The 25,815-nt window shown below is 72.8% G+C and carries 26 protein-coding genes; 5 read left to right on the top strand and 21 right to left on the bottom strand.

Annotation, left to right across the window (positions count from 1 at the left end):
• Window positions 1-113: 113 nt before the first annotated feature.
• The 7 genes from ACLJQF_RS00240 to ACLJQF_RS00210 are packed head-to-tail and all read right to left on the bottom strand — an operon-like array spanning window position 114 to window position 7,003.
• Window positions 114-1,010: an NAD-dependent epimerase/dehydratase family protein gene (locus ACLJQF_RS00240; RefSeq protein WP_410606134.1), complete on the bottom strand. Its 897-nt coding sequence runs from the start codon at window positions 1,008-1,010 to the stop codon at window positions 114-116.
• Window positions 1,007-2,557 carry a class I adenylate-forming enzyme family protein gene (locus tag ACLJQF_RS00235; RefSeq protein ID WP_410606133.1) on the bottom strand — a complete coding sequence of 517 codons (1,551 nt, stop codon included), beginning with the start codon at window positions 2,555-2,557 and terminating at the stop codon, window positions 1,007-1,009. Before ACLJQF_RS00235 ends, ACLJQF_RS00240 begins: the two co-directional genes overlap by 4 nt.
• Window positions 2,554-3,735, bottom strand: coding sequence for a cytochrome P450 (locus ACLJQF_RS00230; protein ID WP_410606132.1), 1,182 nt, complete (start codon window positions 3,733-3,735; stop codon window positions 2,554-2,556). Before ACLJQF_RS00230 ends, ACLJQF_RS00235 begins: the two co-directional genes overlap by 4 nt.
• Complete coding sequence (locus ACLJQF_RS00225) at window positions 3,732-4,490, bottom strand: glycosyltransferase family 2 protein (RefSeq protein ID WP_410606131.1); 759 nt, start codon at window positions 4,488-4,490, stop codon at window positions 3,732-3,734. The genes ACLJQF_RS00230 and ACLJQF_RS00225 overlap by 4 nt, the downstream gene beginning before the upstream one ends.
• Window positions 4,487-5,497: a 3-oxoacyl-ACP synthase III family protein gene (locus ACLJQF_RS00220; protein WP_410606130.1), complete on the bottom strand. Its 1,011-nt coding sequence runs from the start codon at window positions 5,495-5,497 to the stop codon at window positions 4,487-4,489. The genes ACLJQF_RS00225 and ACLJQF_RS00220 overlap by 4 nt, the downstream gene beginning before the upstream one ends.
• A gap of 13 nt (window positions 5,498-5,510) precedes the next feature.
• The gene (locus ACLJQF_RS00215) at window positions 5,511-6,749 is read right to left on the bottom strand and encodes a beta-ketoacyl-[acyl-carrier-protein] synthase family protein (RefSeq protein WP_410606129.1); all 1,239 of its coding nucleotides are present in this window, start codon (window positions 6,747-6,749) and stop codon (window positions 5,511-5,513) included.
• Entirely contained in the window at window positions 6,746-7,003 is a 258-nt protein-coding gene (locus tag ACLJQF_RS00210) for a phosphopantetheine-binding protein (RefSeq protein WP_410606128.1), read from the bottom strand. The genes ACLJQF_RS00215 and ACLJQF_RS00210 overlap by 4 nt, the downstream gene beginning before the upstream one ends.
• 154 nt (window positions 7,004-7,157) lie before the next feature.
• On the opposite strand from ACLJQF_RS00210, the gene ACLJQF_RS00205 reads away from it, so the two are divergent.
• Complete coding sequence (locus ACLJQF_RS00205) at window positions 7,158-8,354, top strand: PucR family transcriptional regulator (RefSeq protein ID WP_410606127.1); 1,197 nt, start codon at window positions 7,158-7,160, stop codon at window positions 8,352-8,354.
• Between the two features lie 58 nt (window positions 8,355-8,412).
• Here the strand turns inward: ACLJQF_RS00205 and ACLJQF_RS00200 are convergent, their stop codons facing one another.
• Window positions 8,413-9,807, bottom strand: a complete 1,395-nt coding sequence (locus ACLJQF_RS00200; protein ID WP_410606126.1) for an endo-1,4-beta-xylanase — start codon at window positions 9,805-9,807, stop codon at window positions 8,413-8,415.
• Window positions 9,808-9,984: 177 nt separating this feature from the next.
• Between ACLJQF_RS00200 and ACLJQF_RS00195 the strand changes: the two genes are divergently transcribed.
• Window positions 9,985-11,649 (top strand): ArnT family glycosyltransferase, encoded by a 1,665-nt coding sequence (locus tag ACLJQF_RS00195; RefSeq protein WP_410606125.1) that lies wholly within the window; start codon window positions 9,985-9,987, stop codon window positions 11,647-11,649.
• Here the strand turns inward: ACLJQF_RS00195 and ACLJQF_RS00190 are convergent.
• The gene (locus ACLJQF_RS00190; RefSeq protein ID WP_410606124.1) at window positions 11,627-12,253 is read right to left on the bottom strand and encodes a TetR/AcrR family transcriptional regulator; all 627 of its coding nucleotides are present in this window, start codon (window positions 12,251-12,253) and stop codon (window positions 11,627-11,629) included. The two genes, ACLJQF_RS00195 and ACLJQF_RS00190, sit on opposite strands and share 23 nt — an antisense overlap.
• Window positions 12,254-12,347: 94 nt before the next feature.
• On the opposite strand from ACLJQF_RS00190, the gene ACLJQF_RS00185 reads away from it, so the two are divergent.
• The 3 genes from ACLJQF_RS00185 to ACLJQF_RS00175 are packed head-to-tail and all read left to right on the top strand — an operon-like array spanning window position 12,348 to window position 15,271.
• A complete protein-coding gene (locus ACLJQF_RS00185; protein ID WP_410606123.1) occupies window positions 12,348-13,541 on the top strand; it encodes an acyl-CoA dehydrogenase family protein in 1,194 nt (397 codons plus the stop codon).
• The gene (locus ACLJQF_RS00180; protein WP_410606122.1) at window positions 13,538-14,533 is read left to right on the top strand and encodes a phosphotransferase family protein; all 996 of its coding nucleotides are present in this window, start codon (window positions 13,538-13,540) and stop codon (window positions 14,531-14,533) included. The genes ACLJQF_RS00185 and ACLJQF_RS00180 overlap by 4 nt, the downstream gene beginning before the upstream one ends.
• Before the next feature lie 9 nt (window positions 14,534-14,542).
• On the top strand, window positions 14,543-15,271 hold the full coding sequence (locus ACLJQF_RS00175; RefSeq protein ID WP_410606121.1) for an SDR family NAD(P)-dependent oxidoreductase: 729 nt from the start codon (window positions 14,543-14,545) through the stop codon (window positions 15,269-15,271).
• A gap of 127 nt (window positions 15,272-15,398) precedes the next feature.
• Here the strand turns inward: ACLJQF_RS00175 and ACLJQF_RS00170 are convergent, their stop codons facing one another.
• The 12 genes from ACLJQF_RS00170 to ACLJQF_RS00115 form a co-directional block, all read right to left on the bottom strand.
• Window positions 15,399-16,442, bottom strand: a complete 1,044-nt coding sequence (locus tag ACLJQF_RS00170; protein ID WP_410606120.1) for an MBL fold metallo-hydrolase — start codon at window positions 16,440-16,442, stop codon at window positions 15,399-15,401.
• Window positions 16,439-17,908 carry a class I adenylate-forming enzyme family protein gene (locus ACLJQF_RS00165; protein WP_410606119.1) on the bottom strand — a complete coding sequence of 490 codons (1,470 nt, stop codon included), beginning with the start codon at window positions 17,906-17,908 and terminating at the stop codon, window positions 16,439-16,441. The genes ACLJQF_RS00170 and ACLJQF_RS00165 overlap by 4 nt, the downstream gene beginning before the upstream one ends.
• Window positions 17,905-18,225, bottom strand: a complete 321-nt coding sequence (locus ACLJQF_RS00160; RefSeq protein WP_410606118.1) for an EthD family reductase — start codon at window positions 18,223-18,225, stop codon at window positions 17,905-17,907. Before ACLJQF_RS00160 ends, ACLJQF_RS00165 begins: the two co-directional genes overlap by 4 nt.
• Window positions 18,197-18,595: a nuclear transport factor 2 family protein gene (locus ACLJQF_RS00155; RefSeq protein WP_410606117.1), complete on the bottom strand. Its 399-nt coding sequence runs from the start codon at window positions 18,593-18,595 to the stop codon at window positions 18,197-18,199. The genes ACLJQF_RS00160 and ACLJQF_RS00155 overlap by 29 nt, the downstream gene beginning before the upstream one ends.
• Window positions 18,588-19,835 (bottom strand): FAD-binding protein, encoded by a 1,248-nt coding sequence (locus ACLJQF_RS00150; RefSeq protein WP_410606116.1) that lies wholly within the window; start codon window positions 19,833-19,835, stop codon window positions 18,588-18,590. Before ACLJQF_RS00150 ends, ACLJQF_RS00155 begins: the two co-directional genes overlap by 8 nt.
• Window positions 19,832-20,197 carry a nuclear transport factor 2 family protein gene (locus ACLJQF_RS00145; protein WP_410606115.1) on the bottom strand — a complete coding sequence of 122 codons (366 nt, stop codon included), beginning with the start codon at window positions 20,195-20,197 and terminating at the stop codon, window positions 19,832-19,834. Before ACLJQF_RS00145 ends, ACLJQF_RS00150 begins: the two co-directional genes overlap by 4 nt.
• A gap of 64 nt (window positions 20,198-20,261) precedes the next feature.
• On the bottom strand, window positions 20,262-21,449 hold the full coding sequence (locus tag ACLJQF_RS00140) for an ABC transporter substrate-binding protein (RefSeq protein ID WP_410606114.1): 1,188 nt from the start codon (window positions 21,447-21,449) through the stop codon (window positions 20,262-20,264).
• Window positions 21,450-21,699: 250 nt separating this feature from the next.
• Window positions 21,700-22,326 (bottom strand): TetR family transcriptional regulator, encoded by a 627-nt coding sequence (locus ACLJQF_RS00135; RefSeq protein ID WP_410606113.1) that lies wholly within the window; start codon window positions 22,324-22,326, stop codon window positions 21,700-21,702.
• Window positions 22,327-22,388: 62 nt separating this feature from the next.
• Window positions 22,389-23,120: an enoyl-CoA hydratase/isomerase family protein gene (locus ACLJQF_RS00130; protein ID WP_410606112.1), complete on the bottom strand. Its 732-nt coding sequence runs from the start codon at window positions 23,118-23,120 to the stop codon at window positions 22,389-22,391.
• Complete coding sequence (locus ACLJQF_RS00125; protein ID WP_410606111.1) at window positions 23,117-23,833, bottom strand: SDR family NAD(P)-dependent oxidoreductase; 717 nt, start codon at window positions 23,831-23,833, stop codon at window positions 23,117-23,119. The genes ACLJQF_RS00130 and ACLJQF_RS00125 overlap by 4 nt, the downstream gene beginning before the upstream one ends.
• Window positions 23,833-24,603 carry an SDR family oxidoreductase gene (locus tag ACLJQF_RS00120; RefSeq protein WP_410606110.1) on the bottom strand — a complete coding sequence of 257 codons (771 nt, stop codon included), beginning with the start codon at window positions 24,601-24,603 and terminating at the stop codon, window positions 23,833-23,835. Before ACLJQF_RS00120 ends, ACLJQF_RS00125 begins: the two co-directional genes overlap by 1 nt.
• Window positions 24,600-25,814 carry an acyl-CoA dehydrogenase family protein gene (locus tag ACLJQF_RS00115; protein ID WP_410606109.1) on the bottom strand — a complete coding sequence of 405 codons (1,215 nt, stop codon included), beginning with the start codon at window positions 25,812-25,814 and terminating at the stop codon, window positions 24,600-24,602. Before ACLJQF_RS00115 ends, ACLJQF_RS00120 begins: the two co-directional genes overlap by 4 nt.
• Window position 25,815: the final 1 nt, after the last annotated feature.

The following is a 25,815-nucleotide window of genomic DNA, read 5'->3' as shown; positions in this document are numbered from 1 at the left end:
CCGCGTGGTCCGCTCCGCTACCCAAGCGCCCCAAGGCGGCCTTCGGTGCGTCTGACGCACCGAAGGCCGCCTTGGGGCGCTTGGGGCGTGGGAGACCCGGGCACTCACCCTGCCTACGGCACCGGGAACACCGTCGGTGACGGCTCGTAGCCGAGCCGGTCGATCGCCGCGGTGATGTCCAGGGAGCGTTCCACCGCGAACTGGCTGATCACGTATCGGTTCAGCCGCCCGCGCGGGAACACGCGGGCGAACGGGGTCAGCACGCGGGCCGGCACGTACGCCGGCCGCACGCGGGCACCCGCCGAAGCCAGCAGGCCGCGCAGGGCCCAGTCGATCGGCACCGGGGCGCTGTCGGCGATGTTGAACACGCTCGGCCACGCCGTTTCGGCCGTCGCCGCGAGCAGGCAGGCGCGGGCCAGAGTGTCCACATTGGTCATGCTGACCAGCACCTTCCCGTTGCCCGGTACCAGCAACCGGTTGCCGCGCACGTTCTCCAGCAGCCGCGGCAGGAGGGTCGTGTCCCCGGCGCCGTAGACGGCGTGGGGCCGCAGGACCACCGCGTCGCGGGCGACGGCCAGCACGAGCTGTTCGGCCGCGGCCTTGGCGGCCGCGTAGGCGTTGAGGTACCGGTCCACCGGAGCTTCGTGCTCCCGGGCACGCACCGTCGGCCGGAACGGGTCGTACACGCTGGCGCTGCTGACGTGGACGATGCGGCAGTCCGGGAACGACGCCAGCACGTGGTGGGTGCCGAGCAGGTTCGTGCGCCACACCTCGGGCGCGACGCCGGTGTCGGTCGCGGACGCCGCGCAGTGCACCACCGCGTCGACGCCGGGCGGGTCGGCGAGCTTGGCCGCCCCGATGTCCCACGACCGGTACGCGGCCCCGCCGAGCCGGCCCGCGTCGGCCGCGGCGCGCCTGCCGAACGCCGTCACCTGCCAGCCCGCGGCCGCGGCGGCCCGGCAGACCGCGCCGCCGACGAACCCGGTCGCGCCGGTCACCGCGAGCCTCACGGCCGGCTCGCCGTGATCAGCTCGCGCAGGCGTCCCCGGTCGAGCTTGCGGGACCGGCCCGAACGCGGCAGCTCCGGCAGCACGACGATCCGGTCCGGCACGGCTTCGGCGTCGATCAGCTCCGGCAACTCCTTGCGCAGCCGCCGGACGAGGCGCGCGGGGTCCACGTCGTCGCTGTCGGCCACGACCGCGAGCACCACGCTCTCGTCCTCGGTCACCGGATCGGGCGTCCCGACCAGCGCCGCCTCCCGGACACCCGCCAGCAGCGCGATCGACGGTTCGTACAGCCCGGGATAGATGTTGTACGCACCGCGGATGAGCATGTCCTTCTTGCGGCCCGTCAGGACGATCCGGCCGTCGGCGTCCAGCCGGGCCAGGTCGCCGGTGGCCAGCTCGGTCAGCGGCGGCGCGCCCAGGTAGCCGAGGCAGGCGCTGGGCGCGGACACGAGCAGTTCGCCGTCGCCGGCGATCCGGGCGGTCACCCCGGGCGACGGCGTCCCGAGCAGATCGCCCGGGAGGCCGCGCTCGATGTGCGCCAGCTTGTCCTCCGCGCGGGCGACGGCGAGCGGGATCGCCTCGGTCATCGCGTAGATCGAGAGGACCTGCCCGCCGGGGACCGCGGCCAGCGCCTGCCGCAGCACCGCGGGTGCCGCGGGCGCGGACCCCATCACCAGGTGGCGGACGTGGCCGGGCCAGCGCGGGAGGACACCGAACACCTCGGCCAGGTGCACCGGCACCCCGTAGGCGTGGGTCACCCGGCGTTCGGCGAGGTCCCGCGCGAACCGCCCGGGCGGCGCGGACGGCTTCGGCAGGGACAACCGGGCGCCGCCCAGCAACGCGGGCAGGCCGGCCATGATGCCGTCGGCGTGCATCACGTCCCCCGGCGCGAACGGCAGGTGCCCGCCCAGCATCGTCACCGCCGCGGTGAGCGACCGCAGCGAGTGCACGACCCCCTTCGGCCGCTCCGTCGTGCCCGAGGTGAACACGATCAGCGCCGGGGCGTCCGGGTCCCGTTCCGGGGCGGCGAGCGGGGCGGCGAGCGGGGCCCGGCCGAGGAGGTCCTTCAGCGCCAGGGCCGAGCGTGGCACCCCGGGCAGCCGGCGTCCGATGTGGACGTGCCGGATGCCGCGGTCGCCGATCGGCTGCCGCAGATCCGGGACCGGCCAGCCGCGGCGGCGGCAGAAGGTGCGGGCCGGCCCGACCACGCTGGTCGTGTAGAACAGCGACTCCGCGAGCAGCCAGCGCGGACGGTAAGCCCGCAGCCGCGCGGACACCAGCTCCGGGCCGACGGCCGTGTCCGCCGAGACGAGCACCGCGCCGGCCTGCAGCGCCCCGAGGAAGAGGCCGATCGCCGTGGCCGAGTTCCGGACGGCGAACAGCACGCCGTCACCGGGCTCGAGGCCCTCGGCCCGCAGTCCGGCGCCGGCTTCCAGGGCGAGGCGGCGCAGTGCGCCGAAGGTCGTCGTGCGGCCGTCCGGATCGATGACGGCCACCTCGCCGGGCCGCTCGGCGGCGGTGTCCAGGAATCGGGTCACGAAGTCGTTCATGCGCGGCTGACCTCCAGGCGCCGGTAGGCGGGGAAGAGCACTCCGGGTGCGGCCCGGCGGGCGGTGATCCGCAGAGCTCCGGAGCCGGACAGGGTGCCGAGGACCGCGTGGATCTCGGCCAGGGCCAGCGGGTAGCCGAGGCAGAAGTGCGGCCCCGCCCCGAACCACAGCTGCCGCAGCTCCGGCGGGTGCGCGCGGGTGAGGTCGAACCGGCCGTGCGCCCGGGCGCAGTTGAGTGTCGACAAAACGACCCGGTCCCCGGCGCGCACGGCGACCCCGCCGATCCGCCCGGACCGGACGGCGTTGCGCAGGATGATCGGCGCGGGCGTGATCAGGCGGGCCGTCTCGTGGATCGCGGCCGCCACCGGCCCGGTGTCACCATCGCGGCATGCGGCGGCGACGCCGGCCAGCTCGCCGTGGTCGTGCAGCACCGCGACCATCCGGGGCAGCAGGCTGGTGATCGTCTCGGTGCCCGCGATCAGGAACGCCGACGCGAGCCCCCGCGCCTCGGCTTCGGTCAGCCCGAACCCGCGCATCCGCCCGACCGCGGTGTTTTCGTCACCCTTCGCCCAGGCCAGCGACGTGGCGGTGCCGATGTCCGCGACGATCGCCCGGGCCCGGGCAATCTGCTGGGCGTTCAGGCTGAGCCGGCCCAGCTTGACCAGGCCGATGATCGCCGTCGCCTGGCCGGTCATCCGCAGGTAGGCCGCCTCCCGCTCGGCGGTGGACCCGGACACGGTGAACCCGACCAGTGCGCTGGTCACCGCCCCGGCGACGATCTTCGTCGTCCGCACGACGTCCACCGGACGCCCGCTGCGCACCGCCTCGGCCGTCCGGGCCAGCGGCTCGGTGCACGCCGCGTCGATCAGCCGGCGGACGTAGGCCGGGGTGAAGAACTCGGCGAGCTTGCGCCGCATGGCCCGGTGCTCGGGGCCGTCCATGTTGACCAGCATCGACGGGCCGAAAACCGGGGTCCACAGGTCCGCCTCGGTGCCGCCGCCGCTGCGGAAGGTCTCGGTGTCGGTCAGCACCTCCCGGGCCACCGAAGCCTCGTTCACGACGATCCCGAGCCCGGGCACCCGCACGGCGGGGCCGAGCCGGCCGAGGACGCGGACCACCGGGTACGCGAGCGGGTGCGCCGCCAGTTGCAGCCGCAGCTCGTGCGCGCCCGCCCTCATCGGACGTCCACCGTTTCGCCGCGGTAGCCGTGGCTGGTGTACCAGGCGAAGGTGTTGCGGATGCCCCACGCCTTGGTCCGCCGCTGCGACCAGTGGACGACCATGTCCCGGCGCCGCCCGTAGGCGCGGGTGACGCACCGGACGCGGTTCACCAGCGTGCGGTCCTCGTGGTCCTCTTCGATGCACGACCGGGGATAGCCGCCGCACCGCTCGTACAGGCCGGCGGTGATGGCGGTGTTCCCGCCCGCGCACAGCAGGTACGGCCCGAGGTACTCCGGCCCCCGGTTGGCGCGGCGGAACCGCGCGGTGTACCCGCCGAACGCCACCAGGAACGCCAGCACGGCCCGCTCGGTCCGGCGCACGGCGAAGTCGTCGGTGCGCGCTTTGAACCGGCCGCCGATCAGCTCCAGCCCGGACGCGAAACCGCGCCGGACCGCTTCGGTCCACTGTGGATCGACGAGGCAGTCGGCGTCGGTCCGGGCCAGGTGGGTGGCGCCGTTCGCGATGGCCTGGCGCATCCCGGTGTCGCAGGCGGCGCCGGTGCCCTTCTGCGGTTCGTCGATCACCCGCACGTCCATCTCCGGGTGCGCCGCGGCGAAGGCGCGGACGACCTCGGCCGTCGCGTCCGTGCTCGCGTTGTCCACCACCAGCACGGTGAAGTCGCGGTCGCGCTGGGCGGCGAGCGACCGCAGCGGCCCCTCGATCCACTTTTCCTCGTTGTACGCGGGGATGATCACCCAAAGCCGCTCGGTCATGACCGCAGCTCCACGAACACGGTGCCGACGCTGACGCCGCCGGCCAGCCCGATGAACGCGACCTTGTCGCCGGGACCGCACCGGCCCGACTCCAGCGCCAGGCTCAGCTGCAGCGGCAGACTGCACGAAGCGACGTTGCCGTGGTCGGCGATCGTCACGACGAGCTTGTCCTCCGGCACTCCGCTGCACTCGAGGAACACCCGCAGGTGCGGCACGCCGACCTGGTGCACGCAGTAGAGCGCGAAGTCGTCCCGGCTCAGGCCGGTGCGGGCCAGTGCCGCGTCCAGCTGCGGCCGGATCCCGCGCACGACGGACTCCATCAGGGTGCGGCCGTCGCCCCTCAGGTACCCGTCGGAGACGGGATCGCGGGAGTTCGCGCCGCCGTGCCCCGGGATCGAGGCCACCTCCCAGCAGGAGGAGTCGGCCGAGAAGTCCCGGTGGAAGATGCCCGGCGCGGCCGAAGCCTCCAGCAGCATCGCCGCACCGGCGTCGGACAGGGTGTAGCCGGCGAGGGCGTCGACGAACTGCGCGCGGTCGGCGACCGACCACCGGACCACCCGGGAGCCCGTCTCGCCCGTGCAGACCAGGATGCGGCGGTACTGCCCGGAACGGATGAGTGCCTCCGCCACCTGCATCCCGTTGAGGAAGCTGTTGCAGGCGTTCTTGACGTCGAACACCGGGCAGGACGCACCGAGCTTGGCCGCCACGACGTGCGCCGTGGCCGGTTCGATGAGGTCCTGGGAAGCGGAGGCGAACACGAGCAAGTCGATGTCGTGCCCGCCGAGTCCCGCATCGGACAGCAGTTTCGCGGCCGCGGCCACCGCAAGGTCGGAAGCGAGCTCACCCGGGGCGGCCCGATGTCGCGTCCTGATGCCGCTGAGCTTGCGGATGGCTCCCGGCCGGGGCGTGAAGCCGGGGCTCTCGCGGTCGATCCGGGCCTCGATCTCGCCGTCGTCGACCAGCACCGGGGGCAGGTAGGCGGCGACACCGCCGATCGCCACGTGCATGGGACCGTCCTTTCTAGACACCGGCGAACGCCAATGTCACGTTGTGCCCGCCGAAGCCGAACGAGTTGGTGATCGCCGCGGTGAGCGTGACGCGGCGGGGCTCGCCGGCCACGACGTCGAGGTCGATCCGATGGTCGAGCGTGTCCAGGTTGGCCGTGGGCGGGACCAGGCCGTCCCGGACGGACAGCACGGTTGCGATCGCCTCGACCGCACCGGAACCGCCGAGCAGGTGCCCCAGCGCCCCCTTCGGCGCGGTGACCACCGGGCCGTCGCCGAGGACGCGCCGGATCGTGCCGCTCTCGGTCAGATCGCCCAGCGGCGTCGACGTCGCGTGCGCGTTCACGTGGCCGATATCCCCGGCCGCCAGGCCCGCGCGGCGCAGCGCGGTGGTGATGGCGGCGCACTGCCCGGCGCCGTCCGGGTCCGGCGCGGTGATGTGGTGGGCGTCGTTGCTCATCCCCACGCCCGCGAGCCGGCCGTACGCCTTCGCGCCGCGCGCCGCGGCGAAGTCCGCGCGCTCCAGCACCAGGATGCCGGCGCCCTCCCCCAGCACGAAGCCGTCACGGCCCGCGTCGAACGGGCGGGAGGCAGTCTCGGGACTGGCGTTGCGGGTGCTCATCGACCGCGCCCGCGTGAACCCCGCCATGATGGCGGGTGTGATGCAGGCGTCCGTGCCGCCCGCGACCACGACGTCGGCCTCGTCCGCCATGATCATCCGCCACGCCCAGGCGATCGCCTCGGCCCCGGACGCGCAGGCCGACATCGGGGCGTGCACCCCGGCCCGCGCCTTCAGGGCGAGGCCGACCAGCGCGGCCGGCCCGTTGGGCATGACCATCGGGATCAGCTGCGGCGACACCGCCCGCAACCCCCGCTCCCGCAGGGCGTCGTGTTGGGCGACCAGCGTCGTCGCACCGCCGATCCCGGTGCCGATCACCACGCCGCAGCGCAGCGGATCCACCGTGTCCCCGGCCAGGTCCGCGTCCCGGCACGCCTGCCGGGCCGCGACCACGGCCAGCTGCTCGGCCCGGTCCGTGCGCTTGAGCTCGACGTAGTCCAGTTCCCCGGCGGGCTCGACGGCGAGCCGCGCGGCGATGCGCACCGGGAACCCGTGCTCCCGCACCCACTCTGTGTCCAAAGTGGACACGCCGGAGCGGCCGTCGAGCAGCCCCTGCCAGGTGGTGGAGACGTCCCCGCCGAGCGGGGTGGTCGCGCCGACGCCGGTGACGACGACCTCGACGTCCGGGCCGGTCACGCCGCCGCGCGCAGGTAGGCGGCGACGTCGCCGAAGGTCCGCAGCGAGGGGAGGTTGTCCTCCGGGATCGTCAGGCCGTAGCTGAGCTCGATCTCGTCGGTCAGCTCGACCATGGCGAGCGAGTCGATGTCGAGTTCGTCGCGTAGCGACAGGCCGGTCAGCGGGCGTTCGGCGGACATGTCCAGGGGGTCGGTGCCGGACACCTTCGCGATCAGCTGGGCCAGGGTGCGCTCGATGTCGTCGGAAGGGCTCATCGGATTGCCTCTCACGGTGGATTCGGGATTACGGCAGCAGGCTGGCAACGGGCGCTGACCGACAGCTGACGGGTTGCCCCGATTCCGGCCCGGCTGTGCGCCGTGCACAACCGGTTCGCGGCACCTGCCCAGCCCGCGGGGCTATGGTCGGCGGATGCCGGGGCAGCCGCACACATCCAGGAGGGTCATCCGCGAGGTGGCCGCCGTCGTCCGCACCGAGCTGCCGGCGTTCGCCGACCGGCTGACCGAGCGGGGCGCGGTCGAGGAGAAGACGTTCTACGCGCGCGGCGACTGGGTCACCCCGGCGGACATGCGGCAGTCGTTCATGGACAACGCGCGCAGCGCGCTGGTCCTGATGACCGAGGGTTTCGACACGCGGGCCGACTGGATCGCGGCCCCGCTGGCCACCGGCCGCCGCCGCGCCGAACAGGGCGTCCCCCTGGAGGCGGTGCTGCACCTGTTCCGGCTGGGCACCGAGCTGCTGTGGGAGATGCTGCTGGCCGTGGCCCGCCGCCGGTCACCGGACGAGCTGGCGGAGTTCGTCGACAGCGTGATGGTGCTGTGGCAGGCGACCGACCGCGTCTCGACGGCGATGGTCGAGGGCTACCGGTCGCGCGAGACCCAGCTGCGGACGCGGGCGAACCGGCGCCGGGAGCGGCTGGTCCGGGTGCTCGTCGAGGGCCGGGGCGTCGACCCGGCCGTGGCCGCCGACGCCGAGGCCGACCTGGGCCTGCCCGGGCACGGCCGGTACGTCGTGGTCCTGGTGGTCTGCGACCTGGCGGCCGAGGACGTGGTGCCCGTGCCCGAGCTGGCGGCACTGGGGGTGCGGGTGGTCGTGGCGCCGTACCGGGACCGGGTGGTGTGGCTGGTCGAGCTGGGCGGGGTCACCGCCGGCCGGCTGGCCGCCCTGCTGACGCCCCACCTGCCACATCGCGCCGGCCTGTCCGGCGAAGTCGACGGCCTGGCCGAGATCGGCATCGCCTACCAGCTGGCGGAAATTGCGCTGCACACGCAGTCACCGGACGTGCCGGGCCTCGCCGTGCTCGACGACCGGCTGCCCGAGGCGCTGGTCGTCGCCAGCCCGCGGCTGGCCCACCGGCTGGCGGCGAAGACCCTGGGCCGCGTCCTGGACCTCGAAGACAAGGAACGGGACGTGCTCCTGGAGACGCTGCGGGCGTGGTTCCGCGCGGGCCGCTCCGCCACCCGCGCCGGCGAACTGCTGTTCTGCCACCGCAACACGGTCCTCAACCGGCTCCGCAAGCTGGAGCAGCTCACCGGGGCGTCCCTGGAGGACGACCGCCACCAGCTGTGCTGCCGCCTGGCCCTGATGACACGCCACGAAAGTTCGTGAAGGCCACCTTAAGGAACTTGAAGTTCCTCAAGGTGGCCTTCACGAAGTCGGCCGGAGGTCAGGAGGCGCTGCAGCTGACGCTCGGCCAGTTCCAGTTGCCGTTGGCCATGATGGTGACACCCCAGTTGTTGCCGCTGCCGTTCGGTTTCGCGATCAGCACCTGGCTGCTGGGCCAGCTGGCGTTGATGTTCCAGGTGGTGCTGATCCGCGCCGGGCTGGGCACGTTCATCGTGACCGTCCACGAGGACGAGCCGCTGACCGAGACGTTGAGGTTGTACCGGTCACCCCACGACTGCCCCGCCGAAAGCGTTGCGGTGCAATTGCCTCCGCCCGGCGTCGTGGGCGTCGTCGTCGGAGTGGTCGTGGTCGGCCCCGTCGGGGTGGTCGTCGGGGTCGTGGGGGTCGTGGTCGGGCCGGGGCCGCCGGCGTTGAGGGCGTTCAGCACCGAGGTGTAGGCGGCCTTCTTGTTGCCGTTGCCGTCGAAGAGCAGCGGGCTTTCGTTGGAGCGCCAGGAATCGCTGTCCCGCACACCCCACACGGTGATGCCGACGCAGCGCGCGACGTTCATGCACGCCTGGGTCAGCGCCGAGTACTGCCCGGTGTTCGAGTTCGTGACGTCGACCTCGGTGAGCGCCACGTCGACGCCGAGCGCCGCGAAGCTGGAGATCGTCTGCTGGAAGTTGCCCGGCACCGAGCTGCCGCCGGTGAAGTGGGCCTGCAGGCCGACGCAGTCGATCGGCACACCGCGGGACTTGAAGTCCTGGATCATGCGGTACACGCCCTGCGTCTTGCCGTAGCTCCAGTTGTCGATGTTGTAGTCGTTGTAGCAGAGCTTGACCGACGGGTCGGCCGCGCGCGCGGTCCGGAACGCGACCTCGATCCAGTCGTTGCCGGTGCTCTGCAGGTTCGACTGCCGCCGGCTGCCGTCTTCGTTGAAGGCCTCGTTGACGACGTCCCAGTACGCGAGCTTGCCCGCGTAGTGGCCCATCACCTTCTGGATGTGGTTGATCATCGCGTTGCGGAGGGCACTGCCGCCCATGTTCTGCATCCAGCCCGGTTGCTGCCCGTGCCAGGCGAGGGTGTGCCCGCGGACCTTCGAGCCGTGGCTGACCGCCCAGTTGTAGATCTGGTCGCCCGCCGAGAAGTTGAACTGGTTCTGGTTGGGCTCGGTCGCGTCCGGCTTCATCTCGTTCTCGGCCGTCACCATATTGAACTCGCGGGCCGCGATGGTGGTGTAGGCCGAGTTGCCGAGCCGGCTGCCGGCGATCGCCGTGCCGAAGTACCGGCCGGACTGCGCGGCCGCGGCACCCAACGTACTGGCCGCGGCGTCCGCACCGGGCGCCGTCACCAGCACGGTTGCGGTCGTGGCGACGGTCGCCACTCCCGCCAGCACTCGAGTGGTCGTCGACCGCCACCAGCGCCTGCGGCGCAGGTCCGACGAACTTTCCGCCATCCGTGGTCTCCTTCGGTGAAGTTCCCCCGTGCCCAGCAGCAGAGCACGCGGCCGAAGCGTCACGCAAAAAGTTTCGATCGACTTTCGGGCCGACGCGCCCCGGCCTGGCCGAAACGGTGAAAATTACCTGAAAGGTTCCACGCTCAACCTTCGTCGCCGCCGGACGTCTTCCATGAGGTGGTCGTCGAAGCGATCCGGCAGGACGTGCCGCCGCCGGCCGGCGCGCGTCCTCGCGGCCGGTGGCGGCGGTGGTTGCTCGCGTTCGCCGTGGTCGCGCTGCTCGCCGAGATGGCGATCGCGATGCTCTCGACCGCCGTCGGGCAGACCCCGACCATCGATGAGCCGGTGTACGTCGGCGCGGCCGTCTTTTCGCTGGAACACCACAGCCTGCGGTACAACCCCGAGCACCCGCCGCTGGGCAAGCTGATCATCGCGACCGGGCTCGCGTTCGCGGACGTGCACGTCGACGCCGGGTTCGCCGGCGACCAGTCGCAGCTGGGCCGGTACGTGCTGTACGAGTCGGGCCACGACCCGGGCCGGCTGATGCTGCTGGCGCGGCTGCCGGTGATCGTGCTGACGCTGCTGTTCGGGCTGGTCGTCTTCACGTTCGCCCGCGACCTGGCCGGCCCGCGCGGCGGTGTGGTGGCCCTGGCGCTGTACGCGTTCTCCCCCGACCTCGTCGCGCACGGCTCGCTGGCCACGCTGGACGTGCCGGTGGCCGGTTTCCTCGTGACGTCGGCGTGGCTGCTGTGGCGGGCCCGGCACCGTCCCGTTCGCTACCTTCCCCTTGCGGGGCTGGCCCTGGGTGCGGCCGTGGCCACGAAGATGAGCGCCTTGGCCGCGGTTCCGGTGGTGCTGCTCCTGGCCGTGCTCTCCGTCCGGCAGGCTCGCCGCGCTTCCGGTCCTCAAAGGACGCTCCGGCACCTGGGCGCCGGCGCCGCGGCGGCCCTCGGGGTCGCGGCGATCGCGGTCGCCGTGGTGTGGGGTGCGTACCTGGTCGTCGATCCGCAGCTGCGCTGGGCGCCGCCCGACCTGCCCCCCGCCGAGGGCCTGCGCGCCCTCGCCGGTCTCCTGCCGCTGCCCGAGCCGTACCTCGACGGCATGCGCGTCCAGTTCGGCTTCGAAGACCAGGTGTGGACCACGTTCCTGTTCGGCAGCGTCCACGTCGGTGCGCTGTGGTACTACCTGCCGGCCGCGCTGCTGGTGAAGACGCCGCTGGGCGCGCTGGCGCTCTGGGTGGCCGGAGCCGCCGCGATGGCGGCGGTTCCGCGGCTGCGCGCGGCGGCGCCCTACGTCCTGCTGCCCGCGGCCGTGCTGCTGGCCGCGGCCATGACCGGCAGCCGCGACCTCGGCGTCCGGTACGTGCTCTTCCTGCCGATGTTCCTGGCCGTCGCGGCGGCGGGAGTGGTCGCCGTCCGGCGCCGGTGGGCGTCCGTTGCCGTGGTTGCGCTGGTCGCGTTCACGGCGGTCAGCTCGCTGCGGACGTTCCCCTACTACCTGCCGTACGCCAATGAGGCCTTCGGCGGCCCGGCACAGACCCACCGGCAGCTGCACGACTCGAACGTCGACTGGGGCCAGGACCTGGGCCGGCTGGCCGACCGCCTGAAGCAGCGCTACCCGGGCGAGCGGGTCTGGCTGGTCTACAAGGGCAGCGGGGTGCCGTCGTTCTACGGCATCGACGCCGCCGACCCGCTCGCCGTGCCCCCGGACGCCGTGCACGGACTGCTCGTGGTGTCGGATTCGGCGATCGTCAAGGCGGACGACCGGCTGTCGGGGCTGCTCCGCACCAGCACCCCGATCGACGAGGTCGGCCACTCCATCACGATCCACCGCCGGCCCTGACCCCGGCGACGCGCAGGGCCAGGTCGCCGTACTGGTAGGCCAGCTGGTCGACGGAGAACTCACCGCCGTCGTGGAACCAGTTCGCCACGCCCATGCCCATGTCCAGGATCGAGTACGACGCGAGCCGGGGCGACCGGACCGCGAAGACCCCGGCCGCCACGCCGCGTTCGATGAGTTCGCGGAAGCCGCGCTCGTACGTGCTGCGCAGCCGGAGGACGCGGGCGGGGTGCTCGAGGCTGCCGATCTCGCGGTTGCCGACGAACGCCTCGAGCCGGTGCCGGGCGTGGTACCGCACGTGCGCCTCGACCGCCCGGCGAAGCCGCTCCGTCACGTCGGTGACGCCGTCGACCGCCTCGGCGTGCATCGCGAGCAACGTCTCCATGGTGCCGAGCATGATCTCCGCCAGCAGCACCTGCTTGCCGGACACGTGCTTGTACAGGCTGGGCCCGCGGATGCCGACCGCTGCGCCGATGTCGGCCATCGTCGTCGCCCGGTAGCCCTGCGCGGCGAACAGCCGCAGGGCCGCCAGCCGGATGGCCGCGGCCCGGTCGGCCGGGAGCCCGGCCGCGACGTCGCCGGGCCGATGGGGGCGTTCCACCTTCATGCCGACAGGCTAACGCTGATTAGCCACATTGTCTTGACTTCCGATGGGATCGGGCGTTCTCATGGCTAACAGTCATTAGCCGAAGGAGCCGTCGATGCCGATCGAGTTCGCTGTGGACGAGCACGTCACCCGGCTCGCCGAGCGCGTGCGGGAGTTCGTCCGGGAGGTCGTCCTCCCCGAGGAACAGGCCTGCGACGGCGTGCTGCACGACGGGCCGGAGCCGCTCCGGCGCCGGCTCCAGCAGGCCGCGCGCGACGCCGGGGTGTTCGCCCCGCACGTGGCCCGGGAATGGGGCGGCGCGGGCCTGGACCTGCGCGGCCAGGCCGTGGTGTTCGAGGCGGCCGGCTACTCCCTGCTCGGCCCGCTCGCCCTCAACATCGCCGCGCCCGACGAGGGGAACATGCACCTGCTGGCGAAGGTCGCCGGCGAAGAGCAGCGGAAGCGGTATCTCGCTCCGCTCGCGGCCGGGGAGGTGCGGTCCTGCTTCGCCATGACCGAACCGGCACCAGGCGCGGGCTCGGACCCCCGGGCGCTCGCCACGACGGCGACCCGGGTTCCCGGCGGCTGGCGGATCGACGGCCGGAAGTGGTTCATCAGCGGCGCCGACGGCGCCGCGTTCGCGATCTGCATGGCCCGCACCGGCGGGGTGCCCGGCGACGCCGGCGGGGCGACGATGTTCCTCGTCGACGCCGCCGTCCCGGGGATGCAGATCGTCCGGACCATCGCGACCCTCGACGAAGGGCTGTTCGGCGGCCACAGCGAAGTCGTCTTCGACGGCTGCGTGGTCGGGAAGGACGCCGTGCTCGGCGAGGTCGATCGCGGCTTCGACTACGCCCAGGTCCGGCTCGGGCCGGCGCGGCTCACCCACTGCATGCGCTGGCTGGGCGCCGCCCGCCGGGCGCAGGACGTCGCCCTCGACCGGGCGGCGACCCGCTCGGCGTTCGGCCGCCCGCTCGCCGAGCTCGGCATGGTGCAGCAGCTGATCGCCGACTCCGAGATCGACATCGAGGCGGCGCGGGCGCTGCTGTGGCGGGCCTGCTGGGAGCTCGACCAGGGGCGTCCCGGTGCGCAGCACACGTCGATCGCCAAGACGTTCGTGGCCGAGGCGGTGCACCGGGTGGTCGACCGCGCGGTCCAGATCTGCGGCGCGCTCGGGATCTCGGCGGACGCCCCGCTCGCGCGGCTGTACCGGGAGGTCCGGCCGTTCCGGATCTACGACGGCCCGTCGGAGACGCACCGGTGGGCGATCGCCCGGCGGGCGACCAAGGCCCGCGCGGCGCTCCGATGAGCAACACCGGCGTCGACGTCGAAGCCCTGCGGCGGTACTTCGAGCGCGAGATCCCCGGGTTCGGCGGCGAACTGGCGGTCGAGCTGATCCACGGCGGCCGGTCCAACCTCACGTACGCCGTCACCGACGGGACGCGTCGCTGGGTGCTGCGCCGCCCGCCGCGCGGGCACCTCACGCCGACCGCGCACGACGTCGGCCGCGAGTTCCGCGTGATGGCGGCGCTCGGCCCGACGGACGTCCCGGTCCCCCGCACGGTCGTCTCGTGCGAGGACCCGGCGGTGCTCGGGGTGCCCTTCACCGTCGTGTCGCATGTGGACGGACCGGTGCTGCGCGACGGCGATTCCTTGCCGGAGATCGACCTCCGCGGGTACCCGGCGGCCCTGGTCGACGAGCTGGTGAAGCTGCACGCGCTCGTCCCCGCGGAGATCGGGCTCGGCGCGTTCGGCCGCCCTTCGGGTTTCCTGGACCGCCAGCTCCGGCGCTGGCGTGGCCAGTGGGACCGGGTCGCAACGCGCGATCTGTCCACAGTAGACGATCTACACGAGCGGCTCGGCAAAGCGGCACCGCCGGAGAGCGGGGCCGCGCTGGTGCACGGCGACTACCGCTGGGACAACACGATCCTCGGGCCGGACGCGGGGATCGCGGCGATCGTCGACTGGGAGATGGCCGCACTCGGCGACCCGCTCACCGACCTCGGGCTGCTGCTCGTGTACTGGGACCCGCGGGTGGCGCCCGTCCTCGGCGTCCGGCACGTCCCGGCCGCCGCCGGCTTTCCCGCCGCCGGCGATCTCGCCGAGCGGTACGCCCGGCGCAGCGGCCGCGACCTCACCGAACTGACGTTCTACCAGGCGCTCGGCTGGTTCAAGCTCGCCGTCATCGCCGAAGGCATCCACGCCCGCCACCGGGCCGGGCAGTCGGTCGGCGACGGTTACGACGACGTCGGCGCGGCCGTGCCCGTACTGCTCGACGCGGGCCTCGGCCTGCTCACCTGAGGAGGATCCATGCGGTTGTCCGGACAACTCGCGCTCGTCACCGGCGCGACCGGGGGCATCGGCGAGGCGATCACGCGCCGGCTGGCGGGGGAAGGCGCGCGGGTCGTCGTCACCGACGTCGACGCTCCGCGGTGCGAGGCACTGGCCGCCGAGCTGCCCGATGCCCTCCCCCTGGCCCTCGACGTCACGTCGGAAGCCGCCTGGCAGGACACGGTCGCCCAGCTGGACCGGCTGACGATCCTGGTGAACAACGCGGGCATCGGCGAGCCCGCGACGGTCGAGACCGAAACCCTGGAGTCCTGGGAGAAGGTCATCGCCGTCAGCCAGCGCGGCGTCTGGCTCGGGATGAAGCACGCGGGCGCGGCGATCGAACGCGCGGGCGGCGGCTCGATCGTCAACATCGCGTCGATCTTCGGCACGGTGGGCGGGTTCGGGACGCACTTCTCCTACCACGCCGCGAAGGGCGCGGTCCGGCTGATGACCAAGAACGCGGCGCTGCACTGGGGCAGGCGCGGGGTGCGCGTCAACTCGGTGCACCCCGGGTTCATCGAGACGCCGCTGTCCCGGCGGCTGTGGGAGGGCACTCCCCGCCACACGGCGATGGTCGACGGCACGCCGCTCGGGCGTCTCGGCCGGACCGACGAGGTGGCGGGCGCGGTCGCGTTCCTGGCGTCGGAGGACGCGAGTTTCGTGACGGGCTCCGAGCTGTACGTGGACGGCGGCTGGACCGCCCGTTAGCCGACCCCGCCCGGGACCGCCATGCGCCCCAATGTGGCGTTGGGTGCGTCGTCGTCGGATGTGGTAGCCGGGTGGTCTGCCGCAGCTTGTCGTGAGTGGTATTTAGGGTTAGAACCCTAAATACCACTCACGACAAGCTGCGGCAGGACTGCAAGCCGGACCCCGCGGAATACCGCGCCACACCGTCCACTTCGGACACCGTGGCCCGGCCCCGCGCGACCAGGACGTCCAGGTGCGCCACGGTCTCGTTGACCGCCAGCATCCGGTTGAAGCCGTCCAGGCCGTCGAACGCGACCGCCCGCCGCGTCCACGGCAGGACGCCCGCCACGGCGTGGCCGGTCCGGGCGCCCGAGCCGAGGGCGTCTTCCGTCTCGGCGAGCCGCTTGTCGTGGTGGGCCAGCAGTTCCCCGGTGCGGCTGTGCGTGCTCGCCGCCACTGGGCCGTGCGCGGGCAGCAGGCGCGTGTCCGGGAACGTCGTCATCAGTTCCAGCGAATCCAGGTAGTCGCCCAGTGGCAGGCCGGGCTGGCCCAGCTCGAAGCCGATCGACGGCGTGATGTGCGGCAGCACGTGGTCGCCGGAAAACAGCAGCCCCCGAGCCGCGTCGAGGTAGACGACGTGCCCGCGGGTGTGGCCCGGCGTCGGGATCACCCGCAGCGGGTGCCGGAGCGGCAGGGTCCCCGCGTCGAGCCACCGGTCCGGCGGCTCCCAGCCGGCCGGGTCGAACTCGCCGTAGCCCTCGGCCATCCGCTCGGCCAGGTCCGCCGCGCCGCCCCGGCGGAGGACCTCCAGCGAGGTCACCGGGACGTCGGTGCGCAGCGTGGTCAGCAGCTCGAGCCCCGGTCGCTCCCCCACGCCGAGGTGCACCCGCGTCCCGAACCGGCGGCGGAGCTCGATCGCCTGGGTGTAGTGGTCGCGGTGGATGTGGGTGACGTAGACGTCGGTGATGTCGTCGGGCCGATGCCCCAGCTCGATCAGCGACGCCTCCAGCACGGTCAGGGACTCCCGAATCGACCAGCCGGCGTCGATGAGGACCAGCCCGTCCGATTCCTCCAGGGCGTAGACGTTGATCGCGCGCAGGCCGTCGTTCGGCAGCGGCAGCGGGATCCGGTGCACGCCCGGCGCGACCGTCTCCGGGCCGCCGGTGGCCCACTTGCCGCGGTCGAGACTCATGAAACCCCCGTGTGCAGGTCCTCGGCGAGCTCGCGCGCGCCCGCGCGGTCGAGCTTGCCGACCTTCGTCTGCGGCAGCGCGTCCACCAGGTACACGAACTCCGGCCACTTGGTCTTCGCCAGCCCGGCGTCGTGCAGGTACCCGGTGACGTCACCGAGCTCGACCGGCGCACCGGGCCGCGGGACGGCGAGCAGCGCCACCCGCTCCCCCAGGACCTCGTCGCGGACCGGCACCACGCACGCCTGCTCCAGGCGCTCGTAGCCGGCGACCGCGCGCTCGATCTCGGTGACGTCGAGGTTGCGGCCGCCGCGGATGATGACGTCCTTCTCCCGGCCCATGATCGTGATCAGGCCGTCCACACCGGACACCACGAGGTCGCCGGTCGGGAAGAACCCGTCCCCGGTCAATTCCGGCGGCTCGACGCGGCCGCCGCGGGCGTAGCCGAGGAACAGCGACGGCCCCAGGACCTGCGCGCGGCCGGTCTCCCCGGGCCCGAGCACGGTTCCGTCCGGCGACACGGCCCGGACCTCGGTGCCGGGAAAGGGCCGTCCGTCGTGACCGAGCCGGACTTCCGCGGATTCCGCCGGCAGGGGCGAGGTGTGGCCGAGACACTCGGACATCCCGAACACGCGCAGGATTTTCGTGCCCAGCGCGGTCTCGGCCCGCATCAGCGCGACGCGGTCCATCGGCCCGCCGCCCACCGTGATCGACCGGACGCCCGGCAGCGCGCCCGCGGCCGCCAGCTGGAGCGCCATCGTCGGGACGCACATCGTCCAGCGGGCATCCGTCTCGGCAAGCCGGGCGACCACGGCCGGTGGGTCCCACTTCGCGGCCAGGACCAGCGGACCGCCGAGCAGCAACGAACAGTAGACGCCGAAGCAGAACGCCGCGGTCGACGAAAGCGGCACGATCGCCGCGACGGCGTCGCCGGGCCGGAGGCCGTTGATCTCGATCGTGCACGCGCAGGCGTAGCGCAGCGCCCCTTCGGACTGCACGACCCCCTTCGCGCGGCCGGTCGACCCGGAGGTGAGGCCGATGAACACCCCGCCGTTCCACCGCGCCGGGTCCTCGCGGCCCGCAGCCGACACCGCGGACCAGCGGTCGAGCGCGGGCCGGGTGCCGCCGGGGTGCACGACCGCGACGTCCCATTCGGCCATGGCGGACGGTTCGGCGACGACGACGTCCGGCCGGATGTCGTCGCACGCGGCCGCGAACTCGGCGCGGGTCGTGTGCCGGTTGACGACGGCGAGGACCCCGCCGGTCAGGCCGGTGGCCAGCGCGGCGACCACCGTGCGCCAGGTGTTGTCGGCTTGGACCAGCGCCGTGGCCTTCGGCCCGAGGACGTCGGCGAGGACCTCGGCGTGGGCAAGCAGCCGGCGGGCGGTGTGCTCGCCGTCGTCGTCGATGACGGCGACGAAGTCGGCCTGCTCGGCGCGGGTGCGGAAATCCTGGACGGCGTCCTTCATCCGGCGAACATCTCCCGTTCGGTGCCGAGGACGGCGATCCGGCGGCCGCGCATGTCCCCGACCTGGGCGACGGCCTCGGCCCATTCCGGGCTGGCCAGGGCGGTGCGCAGGTCCTCCTCGGTCTCGAAGCCGAGGATCGAGACGCCGTCCCAGCCCTCCGACCGTGGTTCGAGGACCGCTTCGACCTCGGTGTGCCGCCACGAGCGCAGGCCCGGCAGGCGGTAGGTGAGTTCGGCGTGGTCGGTCCGCCACCAGGTGATGAACCGCTCGTGGGTCCAGTCCGGCGGCTTAGCGGCCAGCAGCACCAGGTTGTACATCCGCACCTCCCTCGAAGCGGACGGCGGGTGAGCGTCCGATGATCAGCCGTTCCAGCCGCCCGGACGCGCCGATCTGCCCGGCCGCCACGAAGTTGGCGACCACTTCACCGGCGCGGCGGACCTCGCCGAGGTAGAACTCCCCACGCCCGGTCGAGCTCACGTCCAGGGGGTGGTGGGTGAGCGTGTTCTTCTCGCGCTGGGCGAGGTAGCCCTCCATCGCCGCGCGGCCGCCCGCGAAGTCGGTCGCGTGGCCGTCGGTGGAGAACAGGATGGAGAACGTGAAGTCGTCGTCGATCAGGTCCAGGATCCGTGACGGCGTGTCACTGTCCATGATCTCGAACCATTGGGTCAGGAACGGCGCCTCAGACACGCTCGACCTCCTTGCCGGTTCGGCGGGCCGCGAGCTGCCCGGCCCGGCGGCCGGACACCACCGCGAGGCACAGGCCGCCGCCGTAACCCTCGTTGTACACATCGGACAGATCGGCGCCGGCCGGGTAGAGGCCTTCGATCGGGTCGCCGGCGTGGTCGAGCGCGGTGCCGTCGGTGTCGGCTTCGACGCCGCCGAAGGTGAACGTGATCGCCGGGACGACGTCGGCGTGGAAGACCCGGCCGTCGCCGAGGCGTGCGCGGGCTTCGGCGTCCACGGCCACCGGGAGGGCGTCGACGTTCTCCGCGACGCCGACGCGGCCGCCGCGGTCGCGGGAGAACGCCCAGCGGTCGAGGCACGGGCTGCCGGGGACGAACGGGGCCTCGGCGGCGGCCCGCTGGACGGCTTCGGACCACAGCAGCAGGCCGCGGCCGCCGTGCGCGGCCAGTGCCATCGCGTTGTTGTGGTCGCCGCGGTTCTCGTCGGTGAACCGCCGGCCGCCCGGATCGAGCAGGACGCCGTGGTCGCTGTGGTAAAGCGCGAAAGCCAGGTAGTCGACCGGGCTGAGCGACTCGACGCCGTCGGCGAACAGGTGGCCGTAGAAGCCGGTGTTCGCGGTGTTGACCGACGCGCCGAACCCAGCCGCGAGGGCGGCGCCGGTGCCGCGGGACCACGGGTTGCCACGCAGCGGCGGGACGAACCCGCCGCCGACCAGTGCGGCCCGGACGTCCGGGTCCGCCTGCCGCCCGCCGGTCGCGAGCACGACGGACCGCGCGGCGATCCGGCGTGGCCCGGCCGGCGTCGTGACGTCGACGGCGTACCCGCCGCCGTCCCGGGTCAGCTCTTCGGTCCGCGCGTCGACGACGACCTGCCCGCCGGCCGCGGTCAGGGCCCGGGTCAGGTGGGCGAGCAGCACCGGCAGGTCGAACTTGTGCCCGCGCCCGGCCAGCGCCCGTTCGACCCCGGTGAGCGGCGGTGTGAACGCCGACAGCCACGCGATCGCGTCGTGGTAGCCCTCGACGACCATCAGCCCGTGGCGCTGGTACGGGCCGGGGTCCTCCCGGCGCAGCGCGGCCTCGTCCTCAATGGCCCAGACGTAGCCGCCGGAGATCGCCGCGGAGCCGCCGATCACCGGCGCGCGTTCCACCACCAGCGTGCGCGCTCCGCCGGCGGCCGCCGTGACCGCTGCCGACAGGCCCGCGAGGCCGGCGCCGAGCACGACGACGTCGAAGTCCTCCGTCATCGTCGCGTTCCTTCCGGCCAGTCGACCAGGGCGAACGTCGTGCTGAAGAACGACTGGTACCGGGCCAGCAGGCCGTTCGGCGAGACGACCGCGGCCGAGTGGAAGGCGCCGACCGGTTCACCCGCTTCGGTGACTACGCCGTACACCATCTCGGTGTCGCCGTCGGCGCAGTAGCGGAGGACTTCGTGCACGCGGTCCACCGCGTTCCGGTTCCCGAGGTATGCGGCGAAGTCCGCTTTGGACGTCCCGGCGACCTCGCCGGAGGGCAGCGCGATCAGGAACCGCAGGTCCGGCTCCATCAGCTCGAGAGCCTTCGCCGGATCCTGGCCGTCCATGCAGGACAGATACTCTCGCAACGCCACGATCACTCTCCTTTGAGTTGCAAAGCGGCACTTTCACGTGAAAGTGCCGCTCCGGGCGGGCGGGTCAGCGGGCGGGCGGGGTGTAGAAGTCCCCTTCGGAGGTCCACTTGCCGTTCTTGACGACGACCTTCTGCACGTCACGCGAGCCGATGTGCCGGTCCGGGCCGAAGTTCATCACGGGTGCGACGCCGGGGTCGACATTCTTCGCCTGTTCGTAGGCTTTCGCCAGCGCATCGGAGGTCACCGGCCCCTTGATGGTCTGCGCGATCTGCGCGAAGACCTTTGCCCCGGCCCAGCCCCAGAGCGCGATGAAGTCCGCCGGCTGACCGGGTTCGTACTTCGCCATGGCGTCCCGGAACTCCTTCACGGCCGGGTCGGTGTCGTTGGGCGATTTGACCAGCTGCACGGCGTTGGCGCCTTCGGCGGCGGCGCCGGCCAGGGTGAGCGTCGACTGCGCGGCGACCGGCGCGTAGCTATAGGTCGGCGCGGCGAGCCCCTGCAGCTTGGCTTCCTTCATGAACGCGGCCGCCTCGGGCGAGGCGAGGATCAGGATGACCGCGTCCGGCGCCTTGCCCTTCACCTGGCTGACGACCGGGCTGTAGTCGGTGGACTGGAACTTCACCGGCTGCAGGCTGACGTTCATCGCCGGGTCGGATTTCTTGGCGACGGCCTGCGCGGCCTGGGCGACCTTGACGAACGCGGCCGGGTCGCTGTGCACGACGACGACGTTCTTGCGGCCGTCCTTCGCCACCCAGTCGCCGAGCGCGGCGGCCTGGTCTTCGTACAGGGTCTGGGTGCCGAAGAGGTTCGCGCGCGGCGGGTTGTACCAGGAGTCGAGGCCGCCGAGCTCGTTGAGAATGGGCACCTTCGACTGCTGGAGCACGAACGGGAACGCGGCTTCGGCCTGCGACGTCCCGTTGGCCGCGACGATGGCGGCGACCTTGTCCTGGCCGATCAGCTCGCGGGCGATCTGGACGGTCTGCTGCGGGTCGAACGCGTTGTCCTTGACGATCCAGTTCACCTTACGGCCGTTGATGCCGCCGCGGTCGTTGATCATCTTGAAGTAGGCGTCCGCACCGGCTCGCTGCGGGACGCCCGAGGCGCTGACCGCGCCGGAAAGCGGGTACCACGCCCCGATCGTGATCTCTTTGTCGTTCGCTCCGGCCGAGTTCGCGCTCGCGCATGCAGTGGCGGCGAGAATCAGGGTCGCGGCGACGCTGGCAACTTTGACGTGCGTCGAGCGGAGGCGCATGACTGCTCCTAGCAACCTGAGTTCAGTTCAGTTTGACTGTAGCCGCCGGTCCCGGGGCGGACAAGGGACGCGGGCAACTATCGACACAGGACGGCTGCGGGAAACCCGTTCCCCAGTCCTTTGTGGATCACCGGCGACCGACCTCCCGCGCTCAAGCGCCCCAAGGCGGCCTTCGGTGCGTCTGACGCACCGAAGGCCGCCTTGGGTGCGCCTGACGCAACCAAGGCCACATTGGGGCGCTCGGGTCGGGCTATTCGGCGACCATGCGGAGGCAGCAGCCCTCGATGAGCTCGCGCACCTCGGCCAGCGGCGTCGAGCCGCCCGGCCGGTACCACCGCCAGACGCTGATGATCATGCCCAGCAGGGCCAGCGCCAGGGTGTGTGCGTCCCGGACCGGGAACGCCCCCTGCGACATGCCCTGCGTGAGCAGCCGCGTCCAGTCGCGCTCGATGCTCTGCACCAGCTCGCGGGCCGCGCGGCGTTCGGTCTCCTCGCGCTTGGACGCGCGGGGCCCGGCCAGCAGCACCATGTTGTTCTGCAGGATCCGCATCTGGAGGATCTCGGCCTCGGACACCGCGAACGCCGCGCGCACCGCGGCCCGCAGCGCCGCCACCGGGTCGGTCTCCCCCTCGGTGGCCTCGACGAACTGGTCGCGCGAGCGCTGCAGCTCCAGCCGCATGATGGTCAGCAGGCAGTGCGCCTTCGACTCGAAGTAGTGGTAGAGCGCGGTCTGCCCGATCCCGACGCGGCCGGCCACGGCCGACCACTTGGTCGCCTCGTAGCCCGTCTCGCCGAAGTACTCGATCGCCGCGGCCAGGATGGCTCCGCGCTTGGACCGGGGTCCTTCGTCCGGTTCCACGAGCCTTGCCCCCGTCATCGCCTGTCCTCCCGTGCGCGTCACCGTACGAGTCCCGAGCGTAGTCCTCACTTGAATTCATGTCATGACCGCCGGCCGAGAAAGGCCGCGACGCCGTCCCGGCCGGCCGGCGAGACCGCCGCCTCGCCGATGGCCCGGGCCTCGGCGTCCAGGTGCTGCGTGAACGACGCCACCGCACCGGCGCGGACCAGGCGTTTGGTGACCCCGAAGGGAGCGCCGGCGAGCCGCTCGGCGAGGTCGGCCGCCGCCTGCTCCGGGTCCGCCGCGACGCTCGTGACCAAACCGGCGGCCAGCGCCTCGGCGGCGGTGAGGCGGCGGTTCGTCAGCAGCAGGTCGAGCGCCAGCCGCGGCCCGACCAGCCGGGGCAGCGACCACGAGACGCCGGCGTCGGGCGTGTAGCCGATCCCGGTGTAGGCCGCCACGAACCCGGCATCCTCCGCCGCGACCACCAGATCGGCGGCGCCGACGAGCCCGAGCCCGGCCCCGGCGACCGCGCCCCGCACCGCGGCGATCACCGGCGCGTCGAGGCGGGTGAAGATCCGCAACGCCTCGTGCAGGGCGCCGGTGACCCGGTCCAGGTGGGCCCGGAGGTCGCCGGCCGCCGCGAACTCCCGCAGGTCGCCGCCGACGCAGAAGGCCGGCCCCGCCGCGGTGAGCAGCACCGCGCCCACGTGCTCGCACTGCCGGGCCGCGGCCAGGAGGCCCTCCGCGGTGGCGAGGTCGATCGGGTTGCCGCGGCCGCGGGTCAGCCGGACGTGCGCGACGCCGTTCCCGACGGCCACCGACACGCTCATCGCGCGGTCCAGCCGCCGTCGACCACCATGACCTGGCCGGTGTAGTACGAGGAGGCGTCGGAGGCCAGGAACAGCAGGGCGCCGTCGAGTTCGCCGGGGTCGCCGCCGCGGTTCAGCATCGTGTTGCGTTCCACCCAGCGGCGGGACCGCTCGTCGGCGAACAGGTCTTCGGTCATTTCCGTGCGGAACCAGCCCGGCGCCAGCGCGTTGACCCGGATCCCGGCGCCGCCCCACTGACCGGCCAGTTCCCGGGTGAGCCCGATGAGCCCGGCCTTCGACGCGGCGTAGCCCGCCCCGCCCAGCGGCGCGGCCGACACGATCCCGAGGATCGACGCGACGTTGACGATGCTGCCGCCGTCCCCGCTCTCGGCCATCAGCCGGGACAGGTGGAACGGCGCCACCAGGTTCACCGCCAGGACGTCCGCGAAATCCGACGCGCTCTCCTTCGAGGCCTGCTGCTCCCCCGGCACGCCCGCGTTGTTGACCAGGACGTCGATCCGGCCGGCGGTCTCGGCCAGCCGCTCCCGGTCCGCCGCGAGCGAAACATCGCAGGTCACGGCCTGGATCTCCGGCCCGAGGGCGGCCAGCCGGTCGGCCCGGCGCGCGGCGGCGAACACGGTCGCTCCCGCCGAAGCCAGCACCGACGCGAACCGCGCGCCCAGCCCGGACGAAGCCCCGGTCACCACCGCCGTCTTCCCGGCCAGGGAGAACATCAGGCGTCCACGGCGATCGGGAGGGCGGTCGCGCCGCCGTCCAGCACGAGGGCCTGCCCGGTCATCCACGACGACGCCTCGCTCGCCAGGAACAGCGCCGCGTTGGCGACGTCCTCGGTGGTGCCGAGCCGGCGCAGCGGCAGCTTCGCGGTGAGGACGGGCTCGCGCGCCTCCCACACCGCCCGCGCCAGCTCGGTCTTGATCACGCCGGGGGCGATCGCGTTGACCCGGACCTTCGGGCCGAGCTCGTAGGCCAGCTGGCGGGTCATCAACAGCATCGCGGCCTTGGTGGCGTTGTAGTAGCCGATCTGCGGGTCGACGATCAACCCGCCGACGGAGGCGATGTTGATGATCGTGCCGCCGTGCTCGCTCATCCAGGCGTGCCAGGCCGCGCGGCTCCAGGCGATCATGCCGTACTGGTTGACCCGCACGGTCTTCTCCGCGCGCGGCAGGTCCAGCTCGAGCAGGTCGCCCATGTACGGATTGGTCGCCGCGTTGTTCACCAGGACGTCGACGCGTCCGAAGTGGACCATCGTGTCGGCGACACAGCGGTCCGCCTGCTCGGGTTCGCCGGCGTTGGCGACGACGTCCAGGACGTCGCCGGTGCCCTCCCCGCGCAGCAGCTCGGCGCGGGCGTCCCGGAGCCCTTCCGCCTTGCGCGCGGCGATGACGACGTGCGCCCCGGCGGCGCGGAACGCGCGCGCGATGCCGAGACCGATGCCGCGGGAGCCGCCGGTGATCACGGCGACCTGTCCGTCGAGGACCTTCATCGGGTTTTCTCCTTGTACCGGGCCAGTTCCTGGCGGGCGACCGTGCGCAGGTGGACCTCGTCGGGGCCGTCGGCGATCTTCAGCGCGCGGGTGATCGAGAACAGCCGGGCCAGCACGGTGTCGTCGCTGACCCCGGCCGCGCCGTGGGCCTGCACCGCCCGGTCGACGACCCGGTGGGCGACGTCGAGGGCGGCGACCTTGATCGCCGCGACCTCCAGCCGGGCGGCCGCGTTGCCGACGGTGTCCATCAGCCACGCCGACTTGAGCACCAGCAGCCGCAGCTGCTCGATCTCGATCCGGCTGCGCGCGATCCACTCGCGGACGACACCCTGGTCGGCGAGCGGACCGCCGAACGCGACGCGCGAGAGCGTCCGCTCGCACATCAGCTGCAGGGCGCGCTCGGCGAACCCGACCGCGCGCATCGCGTAGTGCATCCGCCCGGGGCCGAGCCGCCCCTGGGCGAGCGCGAACCCCTCCCCCTCGCCGCCGAGCAGGCCCGACGCGGGCACGCGGACGTCCTCGAACAGGACCTCGCCGTGGCCGAGGCGGTCGGTGTAGCCGAACATCGGCAGGTCGCGCAGCACGGTGACGCCGGGAGCGTGCCGCGGGATGAGCACCATGCTCTGCTGCCGGTAGGTGGGCGCGTCCGGGTCGCTGACGCCCATCAGGATGATGAGCTCGCAGTCGGGGTCGAGAATGCCGGAGGTGTACCACTTGCGGCCGGTCACGACGTAGTGGTCGCCGTCGCGGGTGATGCGGGTGCGGATGTTGCGGGCGTCGGAGCTGGCGACGTCGGGTTCGGTCATCGCGAAGCACGACCGGATCCGGGCGTCCAGCAGGGGTTTCAGCCACCGGTCCTGCTGCTCGGCGGTGCCGAAGAGGGACAGCAGCTCCATGTTCCCCGTATCGGGCGCGGAGCAGTTGAAGACCTCGTTGCCGATGATCGAGCGGCCCATCAGCTCGGCCAGCGGCGCGTAGTCGAGGTTCGTCAGGCCCGCGCCCCGGCCGCCGTGGGCCAGGAACAGGTTCCACAGCCCCTCGGCGCGGGCCTTCTCCTTGAGCTCTACCATGACCGGCGGCAGCGCGTGTGGGTCGGCCCCCTCGGCGAGCTGGCGGTCGTACACCGGTTCGGCCGGGAGGACGTGCGTGTCCATAAAGGACTTCAGGCGGCCCTGCAACTCGGTGGCGCGGGCCGAAAACGCGAAATCCATG

It is taken from the genome of Amycolatopsis sp. lyj-109 (assembly GCF_046548995.1).
Classification (GTDB): domain Bacteria; phylum Actinomycetota; class Actinomycetes; order Mycobacteriales; family Pseudonocardiaceae; genus Amycolatopsis.
Note: the sequence above shows the minus strand (reverse complement) of the source record. Positions and strands in the feature narration are given on the sequence as shown.